The sequence below is a fragment of the Streptomyces sp. NPDC050085 genome (assembly GCF_044460595.1).
Classification (GTDB): domain Bacteria; phylum Actinomycetota; class Actinomycetes; order Streptomycetales; family Streptomycetaceae; genus Streptomyces.
In genome coordinates this window covers 832,708-846,349 of record NZ_JBITJZ010000002.1, presented here as the reverse complement: position 1 = coordinate 846,349, position 13,642 = coordinate 832,708, and the positions used below count along the sequence as shown (strand labels likewise).

The following is a 13,642-nucleotide window of genomic DNA, read 5'->3' as shown; positions in this document are numbered from 1 at the left end:
GGGCGCCCTCACCGGCGCCCCTTTCGCGCGTTCCACCCCTATGTATCCAGGAAGAAGCAGCCACCGTGTCTGACCCGAACCTGAACGACGCCATCGAGTCGGCGGAGTCCGTGGAGGACCAGCTCGACATCGTCGAGGCGGCGGATGCCGAGGACCCGGACCAGGCCGAGGCTGCCGACATCGCCGCCGGTGAGCCCGCCGAGGAAGCCGCTCTCGAGGTCGAGGCCGACGGTGGCAACGACGACGCCGAGGACGCCGAGGACGAGGCCGTCGAGGCCGAGATCGAGGCCGAGGAAGCCGTCCAGGAGCAGGTCGACCCCGTCACGGCCCTGCGCGACGAGCTGCGCGGCCTGCCCGGCGAGTGGTACGTGATCCACACCTACGCGGGCTACGAGAAGCGCGTGAAGGCGAACCTGGAGCAGCGTGCCGTCTCGCTGAACGTCGAGGACTTCATCTACCAGGCCGAGGTCCCCGAGGAAGAGATCGTCCAGATCAAGAACGGCGAGCGCAAGAACGTCCGGCAGAACAAGCTGCCCGGTTACGTTCTCGTCCGCATGGATCTGACGAACGAGTCCTGGGGCGTCGTCCGCAACACTCCTGGCGTCACCGGCTTCGTGGGCAACGCCTACGACCCGTACCCGCTGACCCTGGACGAGATCGTCAAGATGCTCGCCCCGGAGGCCGAGGAGAAGGCCGCTCGCGAGGCCGCCGAGGCCGAGGGCAAGCCGGCTCCGGCCCGCAAGGTCACCGTCGAGGTCCTGGACTTCGAGGTCGGCGACTCGGTCACCGTCACCGACGGCCCGTTCGCGACGCTGCAGGCCACGATCAACGAGATCAACGCCGACTCGAAGAAGGTCAAGGGCCTCGTCGAGATCTTCGGTCGCGAGACCCCGGTCGAGCTCAGCTTCGACCAGATCCAGAAGAACTAGTACGTACTAGCAGCTTCAGGGCACACCGCTTCCGAACAGGTCAGATGGGCTCTCAAAAGCCTGTCTGACCTGCTCGGTTTTTAGCCGCGCATGGATACCCGTTATCGTTGTGCGGTATGCCTCCATCCGGATGATCCGGACGATCATTCACAGTGATGGCGGCTGAACACTCTCACTAAGACCCGGAGAGAGAGCACATGCCTCCCAAGAAGAAGAAGGTCACGGGGCTCATCAAGCTCCAGATCCAGGCCGGCGCCGCCAACCCGGCTCCGCCGGTCGGCCCCGCGCTGGGCCAGCACGGCGTCAACATCATGGAGTTCTGCAAGGCCTACAACGCCGCGACCGAGTCGCAGCGCGGTTGGGTCATCCCGGTGGAGATCACGGTCTACGAAGACCGCTCCTTCACCTTCATCACCAAGACCCCGCCGGCCGCGAAGATGATCCTCAAGGCCGCTGGTGTCGAGAAGGGCTCGGGCGAGCCGCACAAGACCAAGGTCGCCAAGATCACCGAGGCGCAGGTCCGCGAGATCGCCACGACCAAGATGCCCGACCTCAACGCCAACGACCTGGACGCCGCGTCCAAGATCATCGCTGGCACCGCCCGCTCCATGGGCATCACGGTCGAGGGCTGACCACCAACTCGTAGGTACATCCGTGGAAGGGCCTGCTCGGCCCGGACCACGACTCCTCAGAACACACAGGAGAAGCAGTGAGCAAGCGCAGCAAGTCTCTCCGCGCTGCGGACGCCAAGATCGAAGCGGACAAGCTCTACGCCCCGCTCGAGGCCGTCCGTCTCGCCAAGGAGACCTCCACGTCGAAGTTCGACGGCACCGTCGAGGTCGCCTTCCGCCTGGGCGTTGACCCGCGCAAGGCCGACCAGATGGTCCGTGGCACCGTGAACCTTCCGCACGGCACCGGCAAGACCGCCCGGGTCCTGGTCTTCGCGACCGGTGACCGTGCTGCGGCCGCGGAGGCCGCCGGCGCCGACATCGTCGGCTCCGACGAGCTCATCGACGAGATCTCCAAGGGCAACCGCCTGAACGAGTTCGACGCCGTTGTCGCCACCCCGGACCTCATGGGCAAGGTCGGCCGCCTCGGCCGCGTGCTCGGTCCCCGTGGCCTGATGCCGAACCCGAAGACCGGCACCGTGACCCCGGACGTGGCCAAGGCCGTGAACGAGATCAAGGGCGGCAAGATCGAGTTCCGCGTCGACAAGCACTCGAACCTGCACTTCATCATCGGCAAGGCGTCCTTCGACGACACCAAGCTGGTGGAGAACTACGGCGCGGCCCTGGACGAGATCCTTCGTCTGAAGCCGTCGGCCGCCAAGGGCCGCTACATCAAGAAGGCCGCCATCAGCACCACGATGGGCCCCGGCATTCCGGTCGACTCGAACCGCACCCGCAACCTCCTCGTCGAGGAGGACCCGGCCGCGGTCTGAGCTGCATAGCTCGCTGAAGTCGGCGACGGGCCCCGCACCTTCCGAGGTGCGGGGCCCGTTCCTCTTTTCCGCTCCGGCAGGGGCCGGGGCTGCGCTAGCGTCGCGGGGGAGCGACCGGGGGAGCGGATGGCGTACGTACGACGGGTCCTGGGCGTCGCGGCCGCGTGCGGGCTGCTCGCGGCCTGCGGGGGACAGCCGGATGACCACAGGGACCGGGCGGCCGTGGACGCGCTGCGCACGGCTCGGCAGAAGGTCGCCGCGGCGGGTTCGGCCCGCATCGAGGCGACGATGGACACCGGCAAGAAGCTCGCCTCGCGCAGCGCCGGCACCCTCAGCTGGGCCGACGGCATCGAGGGCACGCTCACCGTGCGCGTGACCGGTGGTGAACTGGCCGCGTCCACGCGCGCGTGGGGCGGCGACCCGTCCCAGACGCGCTATCTCCCGGACGCGTACTACACGCGGATGACCGATGCCTTCGCCGCACGCCAGAAGGGCAGGCACTGGATCCGTCATCCGTACGACGAGGACGCCGACCTCACCCCCGCCGCCTCCCTCGAGGAGCTCGCGGCGGCCGGGGACGTCCACCGGGTGGGCGAGGAGACCGTCGGCTCCACCCGCACCACCCACTACCGCGGTACCTCCGGCAAGCAGCGCATCGACGTCTGGATCGACGCACGGCACCTCCTGGTGCGGCGCACGCAGAGCGCCGGCGACTTCACTAGCACCGTTCACTACCGCGACTACGGGGCCCGGGCCGCGGCCGAGCGCCCGCCCGCGCGCGACACCGTCGACTTCGACGCCGTGACGGAGGACCGCTAAATCCCCGGGTCCGTTGTCCGAGGGGTCCGATATCGTGCGGAGTACACGTGTTCCAAGGGGTGGGATTGAGATGACTGTTGTCGTACGACGCACGGTCGGCGCTGCCGCCGTGACCGCACTGCTGTGTACCGGGGCCGTGGCCTGCGGGGGCGGGGACAAGGACAGTGGGGACGGCGGGACCGCCGGGAAGAAGGTCTCCTCGCAGACCCAGTCCCACTCGCAGATCACCGAAGTGCTGACGGCCGCGTACAAGAAGACCGCGCAGGCCAAGTCCGCCAAGGTCGAGATGACGATGAAGATGCCCTCCGCGCTCGACGGCGGCGGCACCATGAAGATGTCCGGCACCATGGGCTGGGACCCGACCGTCATGGATATGACGATGAGCGGCTCCGCCTTCACCGCCGGCGATCCGGACGCGCCCGAGAGCGTCCGCATGGTCTGGCAGAACAACGTGATGTACATGGACATGGGGGCCAAGGCCGCCAAGGACATGGACGGCAAGCGCTGGATGAAGATGGACCTCGGAGCCATCGCGAAGCAGGCCGGCGACGAGAAGGCGGCCCGCCAGATGACCGGCGGCCTGGACAACATGAACCAGGACCCGGCCCAGCAGATCGCGATGCTGCTCGACTCGCCGAACCTGAAGCACGTCGGCTCCGCCACGCTCGGCGGCGTGAAGACCGAGCACTACAAGGGCAAGCTGACCGTCGACGAGATGCTGGCGAAGAACGACTCGCTGAAGGTCCTCAGCAAGTCCGAGCGCAGCGAGCTCCTGAAGAACGTCAAGAAGGCCGGCATCAAGGGCTACGACACCGAGCTGTGGGTCAACGGGGACGACCTGCCGGTGCGTATGGACGTCGTCATGAACAGCTCTCAGGGCGCCGTCGAGATCTCGGAGAAGTTCTCGGACTACGGCGCCGCGGTGAAGGTCCAGACGCCGCCCGCGAGCCAGACCTTCGACCTCATGGAGATGCTGAAGAAGATCGGCGCCGCGGCGGGCTCCGGCACCGGCTCCTCCAGCTCCTCCAGCTCCTCCGTTCCGGGTCTGGACAGCGACGTCTGAGCGGATTTGCTTGACACGCGTTCCTTCACGTAACCTTCCACAGAAGCCAAAGACCGCTGGTCGTTGCCGTGCACTCGCAAGAGAGTGCGGTGGCCGAAGGATCCGCTGAAATTGCGGACGACCCGCGCAGGTGACTGTGGAAGTGCTCCTGGATCCCTCGGGATTCGGTTGAGCTCACGCCCCGTGCGCCTGCGCCGGGGCGTTTCGTTTTCCCAGTCTCCTTCTGAGCGGTCCTCATCACCCGGAAGGAGGCCGACGCTCTATGCCGACGCCCGACAAGGCTGCCGCGGTAGCCGAGCTCACGGACAAGTTCCGCAGCTCGAACGCCGCCGTGCTGACCGAGTACCGGGGTCTCACCGTGGCCCAGCTCAAGCAGCTGCGCCGTTCGCTCGGTGAGAACTCCGAGTACGCCGTGGTGAAGAACACGCTGACCAAGATCGCGGCCAACGAGGCCGGGATCACCACGCTCGACGACCTGTTCAACGGTCCGACGGCGGTTGCCTTCGTCACCGGTGACCCGGTGGAGTCGGCGAAGGGTCTTCGTGACTTCGCCAAGGAGAACCCCAACCTCGTCATCAAGGGCGGTGTCCTTGACGGCAAGGCGCTCTCCGCCGACGAGATCAAGAAGCTTGCGGACCTCGAGTCCCGCGAGGTTCTGCTCAGCAAGCTGGCCGGCGCGTTCAAGGGCAAGCAGTCCCAGACTGCTCAGCTCTTCCAGGCGCTGCCCTCGAAGTTCGTCCGCACCGCGGAGGCGCTTCGTGCCAAGCAGGCCGAGCAGGGCGGTGCCGAGTAATTCGGCTCGCACATTGACCGCCGCCTGACGCGACGGTCGAAGCGGGCCGACAGTACGCCCGCCTACATGGACAACCGGCACCAGCCGATTTAGTGGAAGGATCGCCCATCATGGCGAAGCTCAGCCAGGAAGACCTGCTCGCCCAGTTCGAGGAGATGACCCTCATCGAGCTCTCCGAGTTCGTGAAGGCCTTCGAGGAGAAGTTCGACGTCACCGCCGCCGCGGCCGTCGCCGTTGCCGCCGGTCCGGCCCAGGGTGGCGGCGACGCCGCTGCCGCCGAGGAGCAGGACGAGTTCGACGTCATCCTCACCGGCGCCGGCGAGAAGAAGATCCAGGTCATCAAGGTCGTGCGTGAGCTGACCTCCCTGGGTCTGAAGGAGGCCAAGGACCTCGTCGACGGCACCCCGAAGCCGGTCCTCGAGAAGGTCGCCAAGGACGCTGCCGCGAAGGCCAAGGAGGCCCTCGAGGGCGCCGGCGCCTCCGTCGAGGTCAAGTAAGACCTCTTCGAGTCTGCCGACTCTTCCTCGGTGAAACTGCTCCCCCGGGAGCTGTAACGCTGACGTACCGAAGGGCGATCACCCAACTGGGTGGTCGCCTTTCGGCGTTCCCTGGCTCGCCTGCGGACGGTGCCTTGCGATGTCGGTCGCGACGAGTATGGTGATCTTCGTTGTGCCTGGCGCCACCCCTGTTCGGCCAAGAGGGGGCCTTGACGAACCGCACGCAGCGCGCAATTCTCAGGACGCGTCGTCACAACGATCCGGATCCGAGGCATGGATCGACGGCGAAGAGGGCAGTAAAGATGTGCGCTCAGCGCACAAGGCATGCCGCAGACGGTGAACGGTGAGAACAACGAGGGTCTCAAAAAACCCGCACTGGACATCAGTGGGCCTTCTGGCTACACTGTCCCTTTGCGCTGCCTGTTAGCTGCTCCCTGCCCGTCACCAGGGGCATGCCCTCGCCTGAACACAGTGGACTACATCCGCCCTGACCTGGCCAAAGACCAGATCTGAGCAATCCGTCCACCTGTCCTGGCTGGGGACCGGTACGCGCGTAGTGAGTCCGAGCCCTCGGAAGGACCCCCTCTTGGCCGCCTCGCGCAACGCCTCGACCGCGAATACGAACAACGGCGCAAGCACCGCCCCGCTGCGCATCTCTTTTGCAAAGATCAAGGAGCCCCTCGAGGTTCCGAACCTGCTCGCGCTGCAGACCGAGAGCTTTGACTGGCTGCTCGGCAACACCGCCTGGCAGAGTCGGGTCGAGGCGGCTCTGGAGTCAGGCCAGGACGTCCCCACCAAGTCCGGTCTGGAGGAGATCTTCGAGGAGATCTCCCCGATCGAGGACTTCTCCGGGTCGATGTCGCTGACCTTCCGCGACCACCGTTTCGAGCCCCCGAAGAACTCGATCGACGAGTGCAAGGAGCGCGACTTCACGTACGCGGCCCCGCTCTTCGTCACCGCTGAGTTCACGAACAACGAGACCGGCGAGATCAAGTCCCAGACGGTCTTCATGGGCGACTTCCCGCTCATGACGAACAAGGGCACCTTCGTCATCAACGGCACCGAGCGTGTCGTCGTGTCGCAGCTCGTCCGTTCGCCCGGTGTCTACTTCGACTCCTCCATCGACAAGACGTCCGACAAGGACATCTTCTCGGCCAAGATCATCCCGTCCCGGGGTGCCTGGCTGGAGATGGAGATCGACAAGCGCGACATGGTCGGTGTGCGCATCGACCGCAAGCGCAAGCAGTCCGTCACCGTCCTGCTCAAGGCTCTCGGTTGGACGACCGAGCAGATCCTCGAGGAGTTCGGCGAGTACGAGTCCATGCGCGCCACCCTGGAGAAGGACCACACCCAGGGCCAGGACGACGCGCTGCTCGACATCTACCGCAAGCTGCGCCCGGGCGAGCCGCCCACGCGCGAGGCCGCTCAGACGCTGCTCGAGAACCTCTACTTCAACCCGAAGCGCTACGACCTCGCGAAGGTCGGCCGCTACAAGGTGAACAAGAAGCTCGGCGCGGACGAGCCGCTGGACGCCGGCGTGCTCACCACCGACGACGTCATCGCGACCATCAAGTACCTGGTCAAGCTGCACGCCGGTGAGACCGAGACGGTCGGCGAGAACGGCCGGGAGATCGTCATCGAGGCCGATGACATCGACCACTTCGGCAACCGTCGTATCCGTAACGTCGGCGAGCTGATCCAGAACCAGGTCCGTACGGGTCTCGCCCGTATGGAGCGCGTCGTGCGCGAGCGCATGACGACTCAGGACGTCGAGGCGATCACGCCGCAGACCCTGATCAACATCCGGCCGGTCGTCGCCTCCATCAAGGAGTTCTTCGGCACCAGCCAGCTGTCGCAGTTCATGGACCAGAACAACCCGCTGTCGGGGCTGACGCACAAGCGTCGTCTGAACGCCCTCGGCCCGGGTGGTCTCTCCCGTGAGCGGGCCGGCTTCGAGGTCCGAGACGTGCACCCGTCCCACTACGGACGCATGTGCCCGATCGAGACCCCCGAAGGCCCGAACATCGGTCTGATCGGTTCGCTCGCCTCGTACGGCCGGATCAACCCCTTCGGCTTCATCGAGACGCCGTACCGCAAGGTCGTCGACGGCGTCGTCTCCGACGAGGTCGACTACCTCACGGCCGACGAGGAGGACCGGTTCGTCATCGCGCAGGCCAACGCGCCGCTCAATGACGAGTTCCAGTTCGTCGAGGCCCGTGTGCTGGTCCGCCGCCGTGGTGGCGAGGTCGACTACGTGCCGCCGGCCGACGTGGACTACATGGACGTCTCGCCGCGCCAGATGGTGTCGGTCGCGACCGCCATGATCCCGTTCCTCGAGCACGACGACGCCAACCGTGCCCTCATGGGCGCGAACATGATGCGTCAGGCCGTGCCGCTGATTAAGTCCGAGGCGCCGCTCGTCGGCACCGGCATGGAGTACCGCTGCGCCACCGACGCCGGCGACGTGCTCAAGGCCGAGAAGGACGGTGTGGTCCAGGAGGTCTCCGCGGACTACATCACCATCACCAACGACGACGGCACGTACACCACGTACCGCCTGCACAAGTTCTCCCGGTCGAACCAGGGCACCTCGGTCAACCAGAAGGTTGTCGTGGACGAGGGCGCCCGCGTGATCGAGGGCCAGGTCCTGGCCGACGGTCCCGCGACCGAAGAGGGCGAGATGGCCCTCGGCAAGAACCTGCTCGTGGCGTTCATGCCGTGGGAGGGTCACAACTACGAGGACGCGATCATCCTGTCGCAGCGCCTCGTGCAGGACGACGTCCTCTCCTCGATCCACATCGAGGAGCACGAGGTCGACGCCCGTGACACCAAGCTCGGCCCGGAGGAGATCACTCGGGACATCCCGAACGTGAGCGAAGAGGTCCTCGCGGACCTCGACGAGCGCGGGATCATCCGGATCGGTGCCGAGGTCGTCGCCGGCGACATCCTCGTCGGCAAGGTCACGCCCAAGGGTGAGACCGAGCTGACCCCGGAGGAGCGCCTGCTCCGCGCGATCTTCGGTGAGAAGGCGCGCGAGGTGCGCGACACCTCCCTGAAGGTGCCGCACGGTGAGATCGGCAAGGTCATCGGCGTCCGCGTCTTCGACCGTGAAGAGGGCGACGAGCTGCCGCCGGGCGTGAACCAGCTGGTTCGTGTCTACGTGGCGCAGAAGCGCAAGATCACGGACGGTGACAAGCTCGCCGGCCGCCACGGCAACAAGGGTGTTATCTCGAAGATCCTTCCGATCGAGGACATGCCGTTCCTCGAGGACGGAACTCCGGTCGACATCATCCTGAACCCGCTGGGTGTGCCGTCCCGAATGAACCCGGGACAGGTCCTGGAGATCCACCTCGGCTGGCTCGCCAGCCGCGGCTGGGACGTCTCCGGCCTCGCGGACGACTGGGCGCAGCGCCTGCAGGCCATCGGTGCCGACCAGGTCGCCCCGGGCACCAACGTCGCCACCCCCGTCTTCGACGGTGCGCGTGAGGACGAGCTCGCGGGTCTGCTGCAGCACACCATCCCGAACCGCGACGGCGAGCGCATGGTGCAGCCGACCGGTAAGGCGAGGCTGTTCGACGGCCGCTCCGGTGAGCCGTTCCCGGACCCGATCTCGATCGGGTACATGTACATCCTCAAGCTGCACCACCTGGTCGACGACAAGCTGCACGCCCGCTCGACCGGTCCGTACTCGATGATCACCCAGCAGCCGCTGGGTGGTAAGGCCCAGTTCGGTGGCCAGCGCTTCGGTGAGATGGAGGTGTGGGCGCTGGAGGCATATGGCGCCGCTTACGCCCTCCAGGAGCTGCTGACCATCAAGTCCGACGACGTCACCGGCCGCGTGAAGGTCTACGAGGCCATCGTCAAGGGCGAGAACATCCCCGAGCCCGGCATTCCCGAGTCCTTCAAGGTGCTCATCAAGGAAATGCAGTCCCTGTGCCTCAATGTGGAGGTGCTGTCCTCGGACGGCATGTCCATCGAGATGCGCGACACCGACGAGGACGTCTTCCGCGCGGCGGAGGAGCTCGGCATCGACCTGTCCCGGCGCGAGCCGAGCAGCGTCGAAGAGGTCTGACGGGAGTCAGGCCGGGGGGCTCGTGATGAGCCCCCCGGCCGGCCCCCAGACCCCCGTTTCAGACCACAGACTTACAACCCTGAGAGGGATTGACGCATAGTGCTCGACGTCAACTTCTTCGATGAGCTCCGGATCGGTCTGGCCACCGCTGACGACATCCGTCAGTGGAGCCACGGCGAGGTCAAGAAGCCCGAGACCATCAACTACCGCACCCTCAAGCCCGAAAAGGACGGACTCTTCTGCGAGAAGATCTTCGGTCCGACCCGGGACTGGGAGTGCTACTGCGGTAAGTACAAGCGTGTCCGCTTCAAGGGCATCATCTGCGAGCGCTGCGGCGTGGAGGTCACGCGCGCCAAGGTGCGTCGTGAGCGGATGGGTCACATCGAGCTGGCCGCCCCGGTCACTCACATCTGGTACTTCAAGGGCGTCCCGTCGCGTCTGGGCTACCTGCTCGACCTCGCCCCGAAGGACCTCGAGAAGGTCATCTACTTCGCGGCGTACATGATCACGTTCGTCGACGAGGAGCGTCGTACCCGCGACCTGCCCTCCCTCGAGGCGCACGTCCAGGTCGAGCGTCAGCAGGTCGAGAACCGTCGCGACTCCGACCTGGAGGCCCGCGCCAAGAAGCTCGAGACCGACCTGGCCGAGCTCGAGGCCGAGGGTGCCAAGGCCGACGTGCGCCGCAAGGTGCGCGAGGGTGCCGAGCGCGAGATGAAGCAGCTGCGCGACCGTGCGCAGCGCGAGATCGACCGCCTCGACGAGGTCTGGAACCGCTTCAAGAACCTCAAGGTCCAGGACCTCGAGGGCGACGAGCTCCTCTACCGCGAGCTGCGTGACCGCTTCGGCACGTACTTCGACGGCTCCATGGGTGCGGCTGCCCTGCAGAAGCGCCTGGAGTCCTTCGACCTCGAGGAAGAGGCCGAGCGCCTCCGCGAGATCATCCGTACCGGCAAGGGCCAGAAGAAGACCCGTGCGCTCAAGCGCCTCAAGGTCGTCTCCGCGTTCCTGCAGACCAGCAACAGCCCCAAGGGCATGGTGCTCGACTGCGTGCCGGTCATCCCGCCGGACCTGCGTCCGATGGTGCAGCTGGACGGTGGCCGCTTCGCGACCTCCGACCTGAACGACCTGTACCGCCGTGTGATCAACCGCAACAACCGCCTGAAGCGCCTTCTCGACCTCGGTGCGCCCGAGATCATCGTGAACAACGAGAAGCGCATGCTTCAGGAGGCCGTCGACGCCCTCTTCGACAACGGTCGTCGTGGTCGTCCGGTGACGGGTCCGGGTAACCGCCCGCTGAAGTCCCTCAGCGACATGCTGAAGGGTAAGCAGGGTCGTTTCCGTCAGAACCTGCTCGGTAAGCGTGTGGACTACTCCGCGCGTTCCGTCATCGTCGTCGGTCCGCAGCTGAAGCTGCACCAGTGCGGTCTGCCGAAGGCCATGGCTCTGGAGCTCTTCAAGCCGTTCGTGATGAAGCGCCTGGTCGACCTGAACCACGCGCAGAACATCAAGAGCGCCAAGCGCATGGTGGAGCGCGGCCGCACGGTCGTGTACGACGTCCTCGAAGAGGTCATCGCCGAGCACCCGGTTCTGCTGAACCGTGCTCCCACCCTGCACCGCCTCGGCATCCAGGCCTTCGAGCCGCAGCTGGTCGAGGGCAAGGCCATCCAGATCCACCCGCTCGTCTGCACCGCGTTCAACGCGGACTTCGACGGTGACCAGATGGCCGTGCACCTGCCGCTCTCCGCGGAGGCGCAGGCCGAGGCCCGCATCCTGATGCTGTCCTCGAACAACATCCTCAAGCCCGCCGACGGCCGTCCGGTGACGATGCCGACCCAGGACATGGTCCTCGGTCTGTTCTTCCTCACCACCGACGGTGAGCTCCGTGACACCAAGGGCGAGGGCCGCGCGTTCGGCTCCGTCGCCGAGGCGATCATGGCGTTCGACGCCGGCGAGCTGGCTCTGCAGTCGCAGGTCGACATCCGCTTCCCGGTGGGCACCATCCCGCCGCGTGGCTGGACGCCGCCGGTGGCCGAGGAGGGCGAGCCCGAGTACCAGGCGGGCGACAGCTTCCGTCTGCGTACGACCCTGGGCCGCGCGCTCTTCAACGAGCTGCTGCCCGAGGACTACCCGTTCGTCGACTACTCGGTGGGCAAGAAGCAGCTCTCCGAGATCGTCAACGACCTGGCCGAGCGCTACCCCAAGGTCATCGTGGCGGCGACGCTCGACAACCTGAAGGCGGCCGGCTTCTTCTGGGCGACCCGTTCCGGTGTCACCGTGGCCATCTCCGACGTCGTCGTTCCCGAGGCGAAGAAGGAGATCGTCGCGGGTTACGAGGCGCAGGACGAGAAGGTCCAGAAGCAGTACGAGCGCGGTCTCATCACGAAGGAAGAGCGCACTCAGGAGCTCATCGCGATCTGGACCAAGGCGACCAACGAGGTTGCCGAGGCGATGAACGCGAACTTCCCGAAGACCAACCCCATCTTCATGATGGTTGACTCGGGTGCCCGAGGAAACATGATGCAGATGCGTCAGATCGCCGGTATGCGTGGTCTGGTGTCGAACGCCAAGAACGAGACGATCCCGCGTCCGATCAAGGCCTCCTTCCGTGAGGGCCTGTCGGTGCTGGAGTACTTCATCTCGACGCACGGTGCTCGTAAGGGTCTGGCTGACACCGCCCTGCGTACGGCCGACTCGGGTTACCTGACCCGTCGTCTGGTCGACGTCTCGCAGGACGTCATCATTCGCGAGGAGGACTGCGGCACCGACCGTGGCCTCAAGCTCAAGATCGCCGAGCGCGGTGCCGACGGCACGCTGCGCAAGACGGACGACGTCGAGACCAGCGTCTACGCCCGCATGCTGGCCGAGGACATCGTCGTGGACGGCAAGGTCATCGCGCCGGCCAACGTCGACCTCGGTGACGTGCTCATCGACGCCCTGGTCGCCAACGGCGTGGAGGAGGTCAAGACCCGCTCGGTCCTGACCTGTGAGTCGGCGGTCGGCACCTGTGCCTTCTGCTACGGCCGTTCGCTCGCCACCGGCAAGCTGGTCGACATCGGTGAGGCGGTCGGCATCATCGCCGCCCAGTCCATCGGTGAGCCCGGTACCCAGCTGACGATGCGTACCTTCCACACCGGTGGTGTGGCCGGTGACGACATCACCCAGGGTCTGCCCCGTGTCGTCGAGCTCTTCGAGGCTCGTACGCCGAAGGGTGTCGCCCCGATCTCCGAGGCCGCGGGCCGTGTCCGCATCGAGGAGACCGAGAAGACCAAGAAGCTCGTCGTCACCCCGGACGACGGCAGCGACGAGACGGCGTTCCCGATCTCGAAGCGTGCCCGTCTGCTCGTGGGCGAGGGCGACCACGTCGAGGTCGGCCAGAAGCTGACCGTGGGTGCCACCAACCCGCACGACGTGCTCCGGATCCTCGGCCAGCGCGCGGTCCAGGTCCACCTGGTCGGCGAAGTCCAGAAGGTCTACAACTCGCAGGGCGTGTCGATCCACGACAAGCACATCGAGATCATCATCCGGCAGATGCTGCGCCGCGTGACGATCATCGAGTCCGGCGACGCGGAGCTGCTGCCGGGCGAGCTCGTCGAGCGCTCGAAGTTCGAGACCGAGAACCGTCGTGTGGTCACCGAGGGCGGTCACCCCGCCTCCGGCCGTCCGCAGCTGATGGGTATCACCAAGGCCTCGCTGGCGACGGAGTCCTGGCTGTCGGCCGCCTCCTTCCAGGAGACGACCCGAGTCCTGACGGATGCGGCGATCAACGCCAAGTCCGACAGCCTCATCGGCCTCAAGGAGAACGTCATCATCGGTAAGCTCATCCCGGCCGGTACGGGTCTGTCCCGCTACCGCAACATCCGGGTCGAGCCCACCGAAGAGGCCAAGGCCGCGATGTACTCGGCCGTCGGCTACGACGACATCGACTACTCGCCGTTCGGCACCGGCTCTGGCCAGGCCGTCCCGCTGGAGGACTACGACTACGGTCCGTACAACCAGTAGGCGAGCAGCTGCTTGAACCGCAGGGCGGT

9 protein-coding genes are annotated in these 13,642 nt (G+C 66.2%); all 9 read left to right on the top strand.

All coding sequences use genetic code 11. The annotated features are described in order from the left end of the window. The first annotated feature begins 65 nt into the window (after positions 1-65). The 9 genes from nusG to ACIBUY_RS12210 all read left to right on the top strand — a co-directional run bounded on the left by nusG (position 66) and on the right by ACIBUY_RS12210 (position 13,613). Entirely contained in the window at positions 66-929 is an 864-nt protein-coding gene (gene nusG / locus ACIBUY_RS12250; RefSeq protein ID WP_399152501.1) for a transcription termination/antitermination protein NusG, read from the top strand. A 197-nt stretch (positions 930-1,126) separates the two neighbouring features. Beyond that, positions 1,127-1,561, top strand: a complete 435-nt coding sequence (rplK, locus tag ACIBUY_RS12245; RefSeq protein WP_016645192.1) for a 50S ribosomal protein L11 — start codon at positions 1,127-1,129, stop codon at positions 1,559-1,561. A 77-nt stretch (positions 1,562-1,638) separates the two neighbouring features. Then, positions 1,639-2,370 carry a 50S ribosomal protein L1 gene (gene rplA, locus ACIBUY_RS12240; RefSeq protein WP_255976253.1) on the top strand — a complete coding sequence of 244 codons (732 nt, stop codon included), beginning with the start codon at positions 1,639-1,641 and terminating at the stop codon, positions 2,368-2,370. A gap of 126 nt (positions 2,371-2,496) precedes the next feature. Then, a complete protein-coding gene (locus ACIBUY_RS12235) occupies positions 2,497-3,189 on the top strand; it encodes a hypothetical protein (protein ID WP_365578008.1) in 693 nt (230 codons plus the stop codon). Between the two features lie 70 nt (positions 3,190-3,259). After that, positions 3,260-4,252, top strand: a complete 993-nt coding sequence (locus ACIBUY_RS12230; RefSeq protein WP_365578010.1) for a hypothetical protein — start codon at positions 3,260-3,262, stop codon at positions 4,250-4,252. A 262-nt stretch (positions 4,253-4,514) separates the two neighbouring features. Further along, complete coding sequence (gene rplJ, locus ACIBUY_RS12225) at positions 4,515-5,045, top strand: 50S ribosomal protein L10 (protein WP_365578012.1); 531 nt, start codon at positions 4,515-4,517, stop codon at positions 5,043-5,045. Positions 5,046-5,155: 110 nt separating this feature from the next. Further along, the gene (gene rplL / locus ACIBUY_RS12220) at positions 5,156-5,542 is read left to right on the top strand and encodes a 50S ribosomal protein L7/L12 (RefSeq protein WP_365578014.1); all 387 of its coding nucleotides are present in this window, start codon (positions 5,156-5,158) and stop codon (positions 5,540-5,542) included. Positions 5,543-6,128: 586 nt separating this feature from the next. Continuing rightward, positions 6,129-9,614: a DNA-directed RNA polymerase subunit beta gene (rpoB, locus tag ACIBUY_RS12215; protein ID WP_365578016.1), complete on the top strand. Its 3,486-nt coding sequence runs from the start codon at positions 6,129-6,131 to the stop codon at positions 9,612-9,614. Positions 9,615-9,713: 99 nt separating this feature from the next. After that, entirely contained in the window at positions 9,714-13,613 is a 3,900-nt protein-coding gene (locus ACIBUY_RS12210) for a DNA-directed RNA polymerase subunit beta' (RefSeq protein WP_365578018.1), read from the top strand. Positions 13,614-13,642 lie beyond the last annotated feature (29 nt).

Excerpts from the sequence above, each read along its gene's own strand:
- ACIBUY_RS12230 (WP_365578010.1), top strand. The coding sequence starts at position 3,260 with ATGACTGTTGTCGTACGACGCACGGTCGGCGCTGCCGCCGTGACCGCA.
- rplL (WP_365578014.1), top strand. The coding sequence starts at position 5,156 with ATGGCGAAGCTCAGCCAGGAAGACCTGCTCGCCCAGTTCGAGGAGATG.
- ACIBUY_RS12235 (WP_365578008.1), top strand. The coding sequence starts at position 2,497 with ATGGCGTACGTACGACGGGTCCTGGGCGTCGCGGCCGCGTGCGGGCTG.
- rplJ (WP_365578012.1), top strand. The coding sequence starts at position 4,515 with ATGCCGACGCCCGACAAGGCTGCCGCGGTAGCCGAGCTCACGGACAAG.
- rplK (WP_016645192.1), top strand. The coding sequence starts at position 1,127 with ATGCCTCCCAAGAAGAAGAAGGTCACGGGGCTCATCAAGCTCCAGATC.